Below are 13,740 nucleotides of genomic sequence, written 5' to 3'. Positions count from 1 at the left end.
CCTCGTTCAGCCCTGACCCTTGCGGGCCAGCAGGAAGCCCTGGGGCGACTTCTCGTCGGGGGCCGGCTCGCGGACCAGGCGGGCCACCTCGGTCAGTCCGGCGCCGACCAGCAGCTCGCCGATCAGCCCGGGCGGGTTCCAGTACACGTCGAGGTCGACCGGATGCCCGTACGCGTGGTCCAGCCGGATCCTCTCGTCGCCCGCCGTGAAGGCGATCAGGAGGTGGCCGCCCGGCGCCAGGACGCGGGCGAACTCCGTGAACAGCGACGGCAGCCCCGAGGGCGGGGTGTGCACGGTGGAGTACCAGGCCAGCACCCCGCCGAGGACCCCGTCGGCCACGTCCAGGGCCGCCATGGAGCCCACCTCGAACCGCAGCCCCGGATACGTCCGCCGGGCCACCGCCACCATCGCCGGGGACAGGTCGACGCCGAAGGCCCGTACGCCGAGCCTGTCCAGATGAGCCGTCACCCGGCCCGGACCGCAGCCCAGGTCGGCCACCGCCCGGCCCCCGCCGCCGGCGTCGTCGCGCACGTAATCGGCGAAGGCGGCCAGCATGGCCCGGTCCAGCGGCTTTTCGGCCAGTTCGGCGCTGACCAGCCGCGCGTAGTCGACGGCGACGGCGTCGTAGGACGCCCGTACGGAGCTGAGGTACGAGGTCTCTGTCATGCCCCTGAACAGTAGCCTCCGGAGTCCCTCCGAGGGGAAACCGAGCAAGTGCTCCCAGTCACCCACCGGCCAGCGGATTGGGCAGTTCCGCCCACTGGTCGCCGGGGACCCCGGGGCTCAGCCGCATCAGCGTGAGCGCCTTGGTCGGCAGCGGCCCGGTCAGCAGTGCCTCGGTGTCCGGGCCGGCCGGCAGGGCGGCCGCCTCGGCGAGGGCCTCGGCGAAGGCCCTGGCCGACCCCGCCGTGGCGCCGATCGCCCCCGTCAGCAGGGACCCGAACAGCTTGCGCCGCAGGACCGGCACCTCGTCGGTGACCAGCCTGCCGGACAGGGGCGGCACCGGCAGGCCGTGCCGGGCCAGCCGGGCGGGGCTGATCCGGATGTCGGCGAGATCGCGGTAGACCAGCCGCACCGGGGCGCCGGTGGGGGAGAGGACGACGAGCAGGTTCTGACCGTGGGCCTCCAGAGCCACCCCCAGATCCAGCACCCGCAGGCACACGGAGAGCGCGAGCCGGGCGAACTCGGCCCGCCAGGCCGCCGACCGCGCCGGCTCGTAGGAGGCCAGGGACGCCACCGGGAGCACCCGCTCACCGGCCGCCGCGTGCGCGTACACCTCCGGCGGTTCGCGCAGCACGGCCGCCAGGTCCGGGCTGTGCGCGGTCGTGGCGCCCAGGGTGCGCGTGATGTGCAGCCGGCCGTCGAGCCGCTCGGTCAGGCCCTGGGCGAAGGCGGAGACCGCCGCCGCGGTCTCGATGGAGTAGAGGGAGATGTCCCGCACGGACGAGGTCAGCCGCGCGCTCAGCGCTGTCTTCACATGCGCCCCGCCGTCGGCGGGGGCCAGCGTGCGCAGGGCCATCAGCGGGTGCGCCGCGAATCCGCCGCGCACCCGCTCGTGCTTCAGGACGTGCGCCGCCTGCCAGGGATGTACGGGGACCAGAATCCGGGTCCCGTCCCGCAGCCCCGCCGGCCAGTCACCGGTGACCAGGCACTCCTCGGCCCGTACGGCGACCAGCCCGAGCTCCACCACCGTCCGGTGCTCGGGCGCGTACGCCAGCTGCTCGGCCACCGAGAAGCCCGGCCGGGAACGGCAGTTCGGGTGGTACGGATGCCCGTCGACCACCCGCTGCTCCCACTGCCAGGTGTCCCGCGGGGCAGGATCGTCGGTGGCGGACGGCTGCCCGGCGCGGGAGAGCGCGAGCGAGGCCGTACAGGCGTCCAGCTCGGCGGCGAACGGCTCCCCGTGCGGCACCCCGAGGGCCGTCACCAGCCGCGCCGCCTGCCGGTGCGGCCTGCCGTCGAGCAGCAGCTCGCTCACGTACGGCGCGGTCGCGTACGGATCCGGCAGCGGGCCCTCCAGCCTGGCGCCCCCGGCCACCAGGACGGTCAGGCCGTCCGGCGCCCGCTCCCGGCCCACGACCCAGGGCAGCGGTTCGAAGGCCAGGGCCCGCCAGAGCCGGGTCAGCACGGCCGCCCGCGCGCCCTCGAGCGCGGCCGCGTACGACGGCCCGAGCGACGGTCGGACATCGGCCAGTTCGGCGGCGAAGGCCTCTTCGGCCGGGGAGGGGGAAAGATGCATGCTGAGGCTCCGGCATCGGAATATCGCTTTACGGGATGATCAAGTAATGATTGCGGATACCCAAGATCACGGCTGGTGGTTGCGCCCTGCGAACCCCCGGCGCACCGGATGGACCGAATGGAATCAGTGGACCTCAACACCGCCGCCGACGCGTATGCCGCCACCCCGCTCCTGAACTGCCTGCTCAGGGAGGCGGCCGACCCCGCCGAGGGGTACGGGGCGGGCGCGGCCACAGATGCGCGCGTCCACCGGCTGCGCGGCAGTGGACGGCTGCTGCGGGTGGGCGGCGGACGCCGGGACCTGCGCCCCGAACTGCGCGCGGCGGACAGCTGGCACCCGCTCGACCACACCGAACTGGTCAAAGTCGTCTCCGACGAACTGACCCGTTTCACCGGCCTCCCCAACGACGAACTCCCCGTCGAGATCACCGACAGCCGGGACGCGATCGCCGCGCTGCTGGCCGCCCGGTCCGCCGCGCAGCCCCCGGCGGACCCGTACCTCCTCTCGGAACAGTCCCTCGTGATGGGCCACCCGCACCACCCCGCCCCCAAGGCCAGGGGCGGGGCCCCGGCCGGAAACTGGTTGCCGTACGCGCCCGAGGCCTACGCCCGCTTCCCGCTGGTGCTCCTCGGGCTGCGCGAGGACCAGGCCGTCGAGGAGGGCGGCCCGGCCTCCTCCACCGCGATCGACTCCCTCGCCGACGCCCTCGACGGGCCGAGCGCCCCAGCCGGATACCGGCTGCTGCCCGCCCACCCCTGGCAGCTCGACCTGGTCGCCGAGCGGCCCGCGGTGCGCGAGGCCTTCGCCGACGGGCGGCTGCTGCGCCTGGGCGAGAGCCGGCGGCCGGCCTGGCCGACCGCCTCGATCCGGACCCTGTACGTACCGGAACCGGCGGCCGACCTCTTCGTGAAGTTCAGCCTCGACGTCCGGATCACCAACGACGTCCGCCGGCTGTGGCGCCACGACCTGCTGAAACTGCGCCGCACCGACGCGGCCGTCGAGTCCGCTTTCGCCGCGCTGCGCCGGACCGGCTCGCCGGCGGCCTGGCTGGCCGACCGGGGCTACCGCACCGCCGCCTTCGCCTTCGAGGAGCTCGCCGTCCTGGTCCGCGACGGCCTGCACGCCCACACCGTGCCCGACGCCACACCGCTGCTGGCCGCCGCGCTCGCCGAGGGGTATCCGGGCAGCCCGCCGACCGGGACCATCGACCCGGTCCGGTGGTGGCGGGCGTACCTGCGCCAGGTGGTGCCGCCGGTGCTGGAACTGTTCGCCCGGCACGGCATCGTGCTCGAGGCCCACCTCCAGAACACCGTGGTCGCCGTCGACGCCGCCGGCCTGCCGGTGCAGGCTCTCTTCCGGGACGCGGAAGGGGTCAAGACGCTGCCGGACCTGCCGCGGGCCGACGGCTGGCAGCGCCTGGTCTACTGCCTGGTCGTCAACAATCTGATGGAGATCGCGGGCGCGCTGGCCGGACGCCACCCGGACACCGCGCCGCACCTGTGGCCGGCCGCACGGGAGGAGTTCCTGCGCTACGACAGCGCCCGGGGCCTCCCCGAGATCGCCGAACTGCTCACCGCCGCGACCGTGCCCGGCAAGACCAACCTGCTGCTGCGCTGGACACGGGCGGACGGCGCGGACGCCCGCTACCTGCCGCTGGCGAACCCGCTGCGCGAGTAGGCCGCTCCTGCGCCCGCCCGAAGGGTCAGGGCCCGGAGAGGCCCAGCAGGTCCGCCGCGTTCGTGTCGAGGATCGCCGTGGCCTCCTGCGGGCTGAGGCCCGACTCGCGGACGTAGTCCACGGCGCGTACGAAGACTTCCCCGTCCTCGTACGGGAAATCCGTGCCGAGCACGAGACGACCGGCCCCGAAGGACGCGGCCGCGGCGGCCAGCGCCGGTCCGTGCACATGGCTGACCGTGTCGTACCAGAGGCGGCCGACGGCCACCGAGGGGAGTTCGGGGGTCTGCGGGGACTCGAAGGCCAGATGGTCGTCGAGCCTGCGGGGCAGCAGCGGGAGGGCGCCGCCCAGGTGCGAGGCGAGAATGCGCATCCGCGGATAGCGCGCGGGAATGCCCGCCAGGATCAGGTGCATGATCGCCACGGTGTCCTCGACCGGCGCTCCGACCATCCACGTCATGCCGTGCTCCGTGATCAGCGGGCTGGCGGCGCCCTCACCGGCCGGATGGATGCACAGGACGGCGCCGCGCCGGTCGAGCTCCTCGTAGAGGGGGTGGAACACCGGATCGGCCAGGGTGCGGCCGAGAACGGTCGTGGTCACGCCCACGCCGACCGCGCCGAGGTCGTCGAAGGCACGGGTGACCTCGCGCAGCGCGGCGTCGACGTGGGGAAGGGGCAGTGCGGCGAAGGCGCGGAAGCGTCCCGGAAAACGGGCCACCAGCTCGGCGTACGACTCGTTCGCCGCACGGGCCAGCGCCGCGGCTTCCGGCTCGCCCGGCAGATGCGGGGACTGCGGTGCGACGGAGAGCACCTGGAGGTCGATGCCGGCCCGGTCCATCAACGCGAACCGGTGCTCCAGGTCGGCCTCGGTCGCGGCGGCGCCGATCCCGCGCTGGGTGCCCGTGTCGGTCTTCCCCAGTCGTTCGAGGCGGTCGAGGTAGTCCACGGTCCACAAGTGCGCGTGCACGTCGATACGCAGAGCGCTCACCCTTCGATGGAACGCCTTTCGCGCGGCGCGGGCCAGTCGAGGGGCGCGTTCCACGGGCGCCCTCACGGGATCCCGCTGCCTTCCGCCGCGCCCGGTGCCCTACGGGCGGAAGTGCGCGCGGTGCTCGTGGAGGAAGGCGTCGAGGGTGCGGGGCGGGCGGCCGAGGATGTCGGTGACGGTGGTGGTCGGGGCCTCGGGCCGGGCGATGGCGAGTTGCTGTATCTCGGTCACGTGGTCGGCGAGCCAGCGGGGCATGCGGGCGTGGCGGATGAGGTGGTCGCGCAGCTCGTCGGGGCCGAGGTGGACGTAGCGGATCCGACGACCGGTCAGGGCGGTCAGTCGCGAGGCGAGTTCGGGGTGGGAGACGGCTTCGGGTCCGGTCAGGGTGTAGGTGCCGCCGGCGATGTCGGTCCGGGTGAGGGCGGCGGCCGCGACGTCTGCGATGTCGCGGCAGTCGATGTAGGTACAGGGCGCCTCGCCCGTCGTGCCGAGGATGATGCCCTGGGCGACGGTGGGAGCCAGGCGCAGGAGGTTCTGTGTGAACGCGTAGGGGCGCAGGACGGTGTGGGCGAGGCCGCTGGCGCGCAGGTGTTCCTCGATGGCGTGGTGTCCGCGGGAGACGGCGACCGGGGAGTCGGGTTCGGCGGCCGGTGCGGAGATCTTGACGATGTGTCCGATGCCGGCGCGGGCGGCGATGTCGATGACGCGGGTTTCGAGTTCCACCTGTGCGGGGCTGTTGGCCATGGCGAGGAAGAGCTGGTCGGCGCCCTGGAAGGCGGTGTGCAGCGAGTGGGGGTCGGTGGCGTCGGCGTACTGCACCTCGACGGGCACTCGGTGTGCGCCGGTCGTCCCGGGGATCGGCGTGTGCGGGGTACGGGTCAGTGCGCGGACGGGTGTGGAGGGGGTGCCGGGCGTGTCGGACGTGAGGAGGCTGCGCAGGAGGGCGTTCCCGGTCGCTCCGGTCGCTCCCATGACAACGATCATCGTGTGCTCATTTCCTGGTGACTTCCCGGCGGCGGACGCCGCCGGGCGGGCTATGCGGCGGACGCAGTGGTGGCGCTGCGCCAGCGCAGGGTGACGATGGTGGTGGCGAGCGCCGCGGAGACGGGCAGGTCCACGCGCAGGCGCTCCAGCCACGGGGTGGCGGGGACCTGGGTGTGGGCGGGCAGCCACTGGGCGCTGGACCATCCCAGCAGGGCCGCCGCGGCGACGGCGGTGAGGACGAGTGCCGCGGTCAGCACGCCGCGCGGCGCGGTGACGGTCCACCGCCGGGGCCGTCCGCCGTTCCTCAGCCAGGTGCCGACCAGGAACGCCACCGCGGCGGAGGTGCCGGCGATGGAGGTGCAGGCGGCGACGGCCAGGTCCGGCTGCCCGGTGAGGACCCCGGCCGTACCGGCCGTCAGTGCCGGGGCGGTGTAGGCGGTCAGCACCTCACGCCACAGGGTGAACGGCCGGGACGGCCGGGACGGCCGGGAGGGCCGGGAGGGCCGGGAGGGCCGGGAGGGTGCTCGGTCTCGGCCGGTTCTGTCCTTCGTCGGGGGCATGCTGGCCTCTTTCTCGGGTGTGAGAGGGGAGTAAGGTAATTAGGCAGCTAACTATTGCCTCGCAAAAAAGGGCCCCACCCGGAGAGCGGGGCCACGATGCGGCGGGGGCGGCTCAGTCGGCGGCCAGGGCCGCACTGCCGCGTACGACACGGGCGAGCAGATCCAGGAACACCGCGCGCTCCTCGACGGAGAGCCCGCCCACCATCGCCTCGAGCCGCCCGAAGTGGTCGGATGCCATGTCGCGCAGACGCTGCGCTCCGCGCGCGGTCAGGACGGCGACCGTGCCCCGGCCGTCCTCCGTGGACGGTCGGCGGGCGATCAGGCTCTCGCGCTCGAGGCCGTCCAGCAGGCCGGTGACCGTGGCCCTGGAGACGCCGAGGTCTTCTGCGAGGCGCGAGGGGGACTTCTCCCCGCCGTGGTCCTCGAGATCGGCGAGCAGGCGGTAGCGCCCCGTCGACAGGCCGAACCTGGCGAAGTGCGCCTCGGCCGCCCGGCCGACCCGCGCGCCCGCCGAGATCAGTCGCACCGCGACCAGTACCGCCTGCGGGTCGACTTCCAGGCCGTAGTGCTCGACCTGCCGCCTGGCCTGGTCCAGGGTGGGTGCCTCGCCGTCGATGCCGTCCCTCGTCATGGAATTAATATGGCGGCTAATCACTTCTCGTGTCAAGGCGCTCCGGTCCGCATCCCTGGGCTCGGCGGGCTTCTGCGAGCGACTGGGGTCGCCCTCGTGGGGAGCGCCCGGGCGCGGGTGCGGAATCGGCCAAGGTGTCCCTCGAGTCCGATCCGTACTCACTGATAGGTATAGACCAATGCTACGTTGAGGAGGCAGACCGCGCAGTCCTTGACCACCCGTCAGAGGAGAAGCCATGCCCTCCCCTTCGCGGGGCGGCGGCCAGGCCGCCATGCCCAAGTACCAGCGGATCGCCGCAGCGCTGCGCGGCGATCTCGACCGTGCCGCACACGCCCCCGGCGGCAGACTGCCCTCCGAGCGCACCCTCGCCGCCCGTTACCAGGTCAACCGACAGACCATCAGGGCGGCCCTCCAGCACCTGCGCGAGGACGGCCTCGTCGTCACCGGCCGACGCGGCACCCGCCCCGCCGCCACCGTTGTCCCCACCGTCCCGGCCGTCCCCACCATCCCCACCGTCCCGGCCGTCCCCACCATCCCCGCCGCCTCGGGCGTCTCCGCGCTCCCGGCCCCGGCGCCCTCCGCCGCGCCCGCGCCGACCCGGAGCCGGATCGCCTTCGTCACCGTCCCGCCCTCGCTCGCGACCCTCCTCGGCATGGCCGGCGGAGACCGCACCCTGGTCCATCACCACCGCGAACGCGGGCCGGCCGGAGAGACCCTCCGGGACGCCGTCACCTACTTCGATCCCGGGGTCGTCGCCCGGAGCCCCGAACTGGCGGTCCTGCGGAACCGGACGGCGGGCACCGGCGAACAGGACCTCATCCCCCTGCGCCGCTGGCTCGACCGGGCCGCCGCGGGCGGCAGGGTCGCCGAGACCCTCACCATGACCCGCGTCACCCACCCGCAGGCCTCCGCCCGGACCTGCGGCCTGACCGTGCGCCGCACCCTGCACGACAGCTCCGGCCACCTGCTGGCCGTCACCGACCTCGCCTTCCCCACCTGGGACCGCCTCACCTTCCACCGGGACCGCCGCGACCACGCGACCACCGGTTTCCGCATCACATAGGTCGCCCACGGCGCGCTGTGGCCTCGGCCACACCCCGGGAGGCGGGTTTTCGGGCCCGGCGGCCGGTCCGGCCGCCGGGCCGCGGCCCCAACTCGCCCCCGAGGGGGCGGTGTACCGGTCCTGGGTCGCCGGCCGCGGTCCGGCCGGGGGTGTCAATCCGCGGGCGCGGAGCCCGTGCCGGGTGCGTGAGGAGGATCACCCTTGCGTTTGCTGGGGTGAATGCCGGGAATCGGCGCTGCTGGAGCGGAACCACGTCCTCCGGCCATTCGTGCCGCAGGCGCGGCGCACACGGGCAGATCCCGTCCCGCTCCACGGCCCGCCGGTCCGCCGGCGCGCGCCGTACTTGGTACGACCCGTGAGGTGTATGTGTCCACGCTCCAGGCCGAGCACGTCTACAAGGTGTTCGGGAGGCGCCCCGCCGACAGCGCAGCTGCCGTCCGCGCGCTCCAGAACGGCGCCGACCGCGACGAGTTGCGCGCCGACGGGACCACGGCTGCCGTGATCGACGCCTCCTTCGACGTGCAGCCCGGCCAGATCTTCGTGGTCATGGGCCTCTCGGGATCCGGCAAGTCCACTCTGCTGCGCATGCTGAACGGCCTGCTCGAGCCCACCTCGGGACGCATCCTCTTCGGCGGCCAGGACCTCACCGGGCTGAACGCGAGCGAGCTGCGCCACGTCCGGTCCACCAAGATCTCCATGGTCTTCCAGCACTTCGCCCTGTTCCCGCACCGCAACGTGCTGGAGAACGCCGGCTACGGCCTCGAGGTGCAGGGCGTGCCCCGCCCCGAGCGCGAGCGGCGCGCCACCGAGGCCCTCGCCCTGTGCGGGCTCGAAGGCTGGGAGAAGTCCTGGCCCGACGAGCTCTCCGGCGGTATGCAGCAGCGCGTCGGCCTGGCCCGGGCGCTGGCCACCGACGCCGACCTCCTGCTGATGGACGAATCCTTCAGTGCGCTGGACCCGCTGATCCGCCGCGATATGCAGGACCAGCTGCTGGAGCTCCAGAAGCGGCTGAAGAAGACCATCGTCTTCATCACCCACGACCTCAACGAGGCCATGCGCCTCGGCGACGGCATCGCCGTCATGCGCGACGGCCGCATCGTCCAGCAGGGCACCGCCGAGGACATCCTCACCCGACCCGCCGACGACTACGTCGCCTCCTTCATCCAGGACGTGGACCGGTCCCGCGTGCTGACGGCCGACGCCGTCATGGACGATCCGGAGCCCACCGCCGACGCCTGTGACTGTCCCACCGTCACCGCCGGGACCCCGCTCGCCGACCTGTGCGCCGTCAGCGCCCGGGTCCCGCACGCCGTCGCCGTCACCGACGCGGAGGGCTCCGTCATCGGCTCCGTACCCCAGGACCGCCTCATCGCCTTCATCGGTGACGAACAACGGCCCCCGATGTACTGCGCGGAGGTGGCCGCGTGATGCCCCGCCTTCATCTCGGCGCCTGGGTCGACAGTGGAGTCGACTTCCTCCAGAGCCACCTCTCCTGGCTGTTCGAGGCCATCAGTTCGCTGGTCACCGGCCTCTACGACGGCATCGACGCCGTGCTCTCGGCCCCCGCCCCGCTGCTCTTCGCGGGAATCCTCGCGGTCGCCGCCTGGTGGCTGCGCGGCCTGCTGGCCGGTGGGCTCGCCTTCGCGGGCTTCGCGCTGGTCGACTCCCTCGGCCTGTGGGAGGACGCCATGTCCACCCTGTCCCTGGTGCTGGTCGCCACGCTCGTCACCCTGGCCTTCGCGATCCCGCTCGGCATCCTCTCGTCCAGGTCCGACCGGGTCAGCGCCCTCCTGCGGCCGGTCCTGGACTTCATGCAGACCATGCCCGCCATGGTCTACCTGATCCCCGGCATCATCTTCTTCGGGGTGGGCGTGGTGCCCGGCATCATCGCCACCATCATCTTCTCGCTGCCGCCGGGCGTCCGGATGACCGAGCTCGGCATCCGCCAGGTCGATCCGGAACTGGTCGAGGCCGCCGAGGCCTTCGGCACCAGCCCGCGCGACACCCTCGTACGCGTCCAGCTCCCGCTGGCCCTGCCCACCGTCATGGCGGGCGTCAACCAGGTCATCATGCTGGGCCTGTCCATGGTCGTCATCGCCGGCATGGTCGGCGGCGGCGGACTCGGCGGCGCCGTCTACAAGGCCATCGGCAATGTCGACATCGGCCTCGGTTTCGAGGCGGGCGTCTCCATCGTCATCCTCGCCATGTACCTGGACCGGATGACCGGGGCGCTCGGCCGCCACGTCTCCCCGATCGGCCGCCGTACGCTCGCCAAGGCGCGGGCCGCCGCGACCGGCGCCGCCAAGCTGTGGAACCACCGCCCCCAGCCCGCGTACGCGATCAGCGGCGCCGTGGTCCTGGCGCTCGTCGCGGGCGGCCTGAACACCTTCGGCGGCTCCACCGCCGAGGAGGGCCCGGCCGGCGCCGCGAACACCGGCAAGGGCCGCACCCTGTCCGTCGGCTACATCCCGTGGGACGAGGGCATCGCCTCCACCTTCCTGTGGAAGGAACTCCTGGAGCGGCGCGGCTACAAGGTCGACGCCCGCCAGCTGGAGGCCGGGGCCCTGTACACCGGCCTGGCCGGCGGCCAGCTCGACTTCCAGACCGACTCCTGGCTGCCCGTCACCCACGCCCAGTACTGGGAGAAGTACGGGAACAAGCTGGAGGACCTCGGATCCTGGTACGGCCCCACCTCGCTGGAGCTGTCCGTGCCCTCCTACATGAAGGACGTGCACTCGCTCGCCGACCTCAAGGGCAAGGCGGACCGGTTCAAGGGCCGCATCATCGGCATCGAGCCGAGCGCCGGCGCGATGTCGATCCTCAAGGACAAGGTCCTGAAGGACTACGGCCTCGACGGCGAGTACAAGGTCGTCGACGGCTCCACTCCCGGCATGCTCGCCGAACTGAAGCGGGCCTACGAGAAGAAGGAGCCCGTCGCGGTCGTGCTGTGGTCCCCGCACTGGGCGTACTCCTCCTACGAGCTGACCAAGCTCGAGGACCCCCGGGGCGCCTGGGGCAAGGGCGACGGCATCCACACCCTGGCCCGCAAGGGCTTCGGGGAGGACGAGCCGAAGGTCGCCGAATGGCTGAAGTCCTTCAAGCTCACCGAGGAGCAGCTGACCGGCCTGGAGGCGAAGATCCAGGAGACCGGCAAGGGCAAGGAGCAGCAGGCGGTCCGCGCCTGGCTCCAGGACAACCCCGAGGTCGACCGGCTCGCCTGACGCCCGAGGCGGCCGGACGGCGAAGGCGCCGCCGCACGCAGGACCCGTACGTCGTACGGTCCCGCGCGCGGCGGCGCCTTCGTCATGCCCGGGGCGGCTCAGCCCACCAGTACCCGGTCCGGGGTCCGCTGCGGGTCGGTGTCGCCGGTGTCCGCGCCGGAGCGGCGCGGGCGCACCGGCCACCACAGGGACCGGCCCAGGAGGGTGGCCAGCGCGGGCACCAGCACGATCGACAGGACGAAGGCGGAGAGCATGATCCCGAGGGCCGTGGCGAAGCCGATCTGCTGGGTGGAGGGGGCGGGGGTCACGGCCAGGCCGCCGAAGGAGGCGGCCAGCACCAGGCCCGCCGTGGCGATGGCGGGCGCCGTGTGCCGGACGGCGCGGCCGACCGCGGCGCGGGCCGGACCCGGCCGGGCCATCTCCTCCCTGATCCGGTCGCTCATCAGGATGTTGTAGTCGGTGCCCAGCGCGACCACGAACAGGAACAGCACGAGCGGCAGGGTGAAGTCCACCCCGGGCCGGTCCAGGGCGTGCTGGAACACCAGGGTCGAGGCGCCGAGGGTGGCGGCGAAGCCGAGCCCGACCGCGGCCAGCAGGATCACCGGCGCCAGCAGACTGCGCAGCAGGGCGAGCAGGATGAGTGCGATGAGCGCGGCCGCCACCGGGAAGACCACCCGCAGGTCCTTGTCCACCGCGGTCGCGATATCGGCGAAGATCGCCGCTGTGCCGCCCACGTGCGCCTCCGTACCGGCGGGGGTGTGCGCCGCGACCGCGGACCGGACCGGCCCCGTCACCAGGTCGCGCGCTTCCTGTCGCTGCGGGTCGGCGGTCAGGAACAGGTCGATCCGCGCGGCCCGCCGGTCCTCGGTCAGCACGGTGTCCGCGACCTGGCCCACGCCGGCGACCCCGGCGAGCGCCTGGGACAGTCCGCCGAGGCGCTCGGAACTCAGGGCGGCGCCGTCCGAGGAGGTGACGAACACAGTCGTCGGGTCCGACACTCCGGCCGGCAGGGCGTGGGAGATCTCGGCCGCGGTGGCCACGGCGGCGGTTCGCTCCCCGCCCCCGCCGCCCTGGCCGTAGTCCATGCGGATCCCCATGACCCCGGCGGCCAGCGTGCCGAGCAGCGCCACCGAGGCCAGGACCAAAGTGAAGGGACGACGGGCCACCCGCTCGCCCATCCGCGCGGCGGAGCCCGCGCGGGGCGCCCGCTTCAGGGCCCGGGAGGGCCAGAACATCTTGCGGCCGGTGACCGCCAGCAGGGCCGGCATCAGCGTCAGGCTGCCCAGCAGCATCACCAGTACGGACAGCGCGATGGCCGGCCCGAGGACCCGGAACTGGCCGAAGGAGGCCACCCCGAGCGTGGCGAACGCCGCGACGATGGTCAGGGCCGCCGAGGTGATGGCCGTACCCACCCGCCCGGCGACCTGGGCGGCCGCCTCATGCCCGGACTGCCCGGGGTGTTCGCGCAGCTGCTCCCTGAAACGGAAGAGGAGGAACAGGAAGTAGTCGATGCCGATGCCCATCAGCACCACGCTGATCAGACTCGGTGTGGACTCGGCCAGTCCGGTCCCGGTCAACAGCGCGGCGCCGACCACCACGCCCGCCGCGGCGCCACCGATGATGCTGACGGCGAGCAGCGGCAGCAGGGCCGCCAGGGCGCTGCGGAAGACGAAGACGTGCAGCAGGACGATCACCAGGAGCATGGCGATGCCGACGGCCGTCGACCGGGTCTTCTCGGCGTCCGTCGTGTCCACGCGGTCGGCGATCCCGCCGGTGAAACCGGTGCGCAGGCCCTCCTTCGCGAGCCCCTCCCGGACGGAGTCCCGCAAGGCCCGGTAGGTCTCCTGCACCCCGGGATCGGCGGGGTTCCCGGTCAGTTCGACGGACAGCAGCCGGAAGGGGCGGTCGGGCGCCGTCATGGCCGGACTCACCCGGGGGACCTGTGAGTGGTCCTGCGCGAGGGGCATGGTGTCCTTGGTCCGGGGCATGACGACCCGCTGTCGCGACAACTGCGCGGCCTGCGCGTCGATGCGCCGCTCGTCGGCGGCGCTCAGTGGCGCGTCGTCCGACCGGGCCACCAGGACGGTCAGGAGATTGGCGTCCGGGTCGGCCCCGAACCGGTCCTCGGCGATCTGCAGGGCGGCCGCCGAGTCGTAGTGCGCGGGCAGGAAGCCGCCGCTGCCGGTCTGAATGGCGCGGAAGACGAACGCCTGGCCCAGGACGGTCGCCGCCAATCCCAGGACCGCCCACAGGGCGATCACCTTCCACGGACTTCGCGTCGAGAATCCGGTCAGGGCGCGGATCACTGGTTTCCTCCGGTCTGTGCGGTGCCGGCCGGGGGTTTCCGGCCTGACTCAAGACCATCAGGGGGGAGTGGACG

Annotated in this window: 11 protein-coding genes; 4 read left to right on the top strand and 7 right to left on the bottom strand. The window is 73.2% G+C overall.

All coding sequences use genetic code 11. The features are described from left to right. Positions 1-6 precede the first annotated feature (6 nt). Entirely contained in the window at positions 7-666 is a 660-nt protein-coding gene (locus ACIQZO_RS03400) for a class I SAM-dependent methyltransferase (RefSeq protein WP_403619382.1), read from the bottom strand. Positions 667-724: 58 nt separating this feature from the next. Continuing rightward, positions 725-2,239: an IucA/IucC family protein gene (locus tag ACIQZO_RS03395; RefSeq protein ID WP_403619379.1), complete on the bottom strand. Its 1,515-nt coding sequence runs from the start codon at positions 2,237-2,239 to the stop codon at positions 725-727. A gap of 108 nt (positions 2,240-2,347) precedes the next feature. Between ACIQZO_RS03395 and ACIQZO_RS03390 the strand changes: the two genes are divergently transcribed. Beyond that, complete coding sequence (locus ACIQZO_RS03390; RefSeq protein ID WP_403619376.1) at positions 2,348-3,916, top strand: IucA/IucC family protein; 1,569 nt, start codon at positions 2,348-2,350, stop codon at positions 3,914-3,916. Positions 3,917-3,941: 25 nt separating this feature from the next. Here the strand turns inward: ACIQZO_RS03390 and ACIQZO_RS03385 are convergent, their stop codons facing one another. From ACIQZO_RS03385 to ACIQZO_RS03370, 4 genes are all read right to left on the bottom strand, one after another. After that, complete coding sequence (locus tag ACIQZO_RS03385; protein WP_403619373.1) at positions 3,942-4,901, bottom strand: amidohydrolase family protein; 960 nt, start codon at positions 4,899-4,901, stop codon at positions 3,942-3,944. Between the two features lie 99 nt (positions 4,902-5,000). Beyond that, positions 5,001-5,873: an NmrA family NAD(P)-binding protein gene (locus tag ACIQZO_RS03380; protein ID WP_403619370.1), complete on the bottom strand. Its 873-nt coding sequence runs from the start codon at positions 5,871-5,873 to the stop codon at positions 5,001-5,003. Between the two features lie 62 nt (positions 5,874-5,935). After that, complete coding sequence (locus ACIQZO_RS03375) at positions 5,936-6,445, bottom strand: hypothetical protein (RefSeq protein WP_403619367.1); 510 nt, start codon at positions 6,443-6,445, stop codon at positions 5,936-5,938. A gap of 112 nt (positions 6,446-6,557) precedes the next feature. Next, positions 6,558-7,076 (bottom strand): MarR family winged helix-turn-helix transcriptional regulator, encoded by a 519-nt coding sequence (locus tag ACIQZO_RS03370; protein ID WP_403619364.1) that lies wholly within the window; start codon positions 7,074-7,076, stop codon positions 6,558-6,560. 235 nt (positions 7,077-7,311) lie between these two features. Between ACIQZO_RS03370 and ACIQZO_RS03365 the strand changes: the two genes are divergently transcribed. The 3 genes from ACIQZO_RS03365 (at position 7,312) to ACIQZO_RS03355 (ending at position 11,360) form a co-directional block, all read left to right on the top strand. Then, positions 7,312-8,139, top strand: coding sequence for a GntR family transcriptional regulator (locus ACIQZO_RS03365; protein WP_403619361.1), 828 nt, complete (start codon positions 7,312-7,314; stop codon positions 8,137-8,139). A 366-nt stretch (positions 8,140-8,505) separates the two neighbouring features. After that, on the top strand, positions 8,506-9,567 hold the full coding sequence (locus ACIQZO_RS03360) for a glycine betaine/L-proline ABC transporter ATP-binding protein (RefSeq protein WP_403619358.1): 1,062 nt from the start codon (positions 8,506-8,508) through the stop codon (positions 9,565-9,567). Further along, the gene (locus ACIQZO_RS03355; protein ID WP_403619355.1) at positions 9,567-11,360 is read left to right on the top strand and encodes an ABC transporter permease/substrate binding protein; all 1,794 of its coding nucleotides are present in this window, start codon (positions 9,567-9,569) and stop codon (positions 11,358-11,360) included. Before ACIQZO_RS03360 ends, ACIQZO_RS03355 begins: the two co-directional genes overlap by 1 nt. A gap of 98 nt (positions 11,361-11,458) precedes the next feature. On the opposite strand, the gene ACIQZO_RS03350 is transcribed toward ACIQZO_RS03355, so the two are convergent. Continuing rightward, the gene (locus tag ACIQZO_RS03350; RefSeq protein WP_403619352.1) at positions 11,459-13,666 is read right to left on the bottom strand and encodes an MMPL family transporter; all 2,208 of its coding nucleotides are present in this window, start codon (positions 13,664-13,666) and stop codon (positions 11,459-11,461) included. Positions 13,667-13,740: the final 74 nt, after the last annotated feature.

The sequence above is a fragment of the Streptomyces sp. NPDC097617 genome (assembly GCF_044761485.1).
GTDB lineage: Bacteria > Actinomycetota > Actinomycetes > Streptomycetales > Streptomycetaceae > Streptomyces.
Note: the sequence above shows the minus strand (reverse complement) of the source record. Positions and strands in the feature narration are given on the sequence as shown.

Excerpts from the sequence above, each read along its gene's own strand:
- ACIQZO_RS03400 (WP_403619382.1), bottom strand. The coding sequence starts at position 666 with ATGACAGAGACCTCGTACCTCAGCTCCGTACGGGCGTCCTACGACGCC.
- ACIQZO_RS03395 (WP_403619379.1), bottom strand. The coding sequence starts at position 2,239 with ATGCATCTTTCCCCCTCCCCGGCCGAAGAGGCCTTCGCCGCCGAACTG.
- ACIQZO_RS03390 (WP_403619376.1), top strand. The coding sequence starts at position 2,348 with ATGGACCGAATGGAATCAGTGGACCTCAACACCGCCGCCGACGCGTAT.
- ACIQZO_RS03380 (WP_403619370.1), bottom strand. The coding sequence starts at position 5,873 with ATGGGAGCGACCGGAGCGACCGGGAACGCCCTCCTGCGCAGCCTCCTC.
- ACIQZO_RS03375 (WP_403619367.1), bottom strand. The coding sequence starts at position 6,445 with ATGCCCCCGACGAAGGACAGAACCGGCCGAGACCGAGCACCCTCCCGG.
- ACIQZO_RS03370 (WP_403619364.1), bottom strand. The coding sequence starts at position 7,076 with ATGACGAGGGACGGCATCGACGGCGAGGCACCCACCCTGGACCAGGCC.
- ACIQZO_RS03365 (WP_403619361.1), top strand. The coding sequence starts at position 7,312 with ATGCCCTCCCCTTCGCGGGGCGGCGGCCAGGCCGCCATGCCCAAGTAC.
- ACIQZO_RS03355 (WP_403619355.1), top strand. The coding sequence starts at position 9,567 with ATGCCCCGCCTTCATCTCGGCGCCTGGGTCGACAGTGGAGTCGACTTC.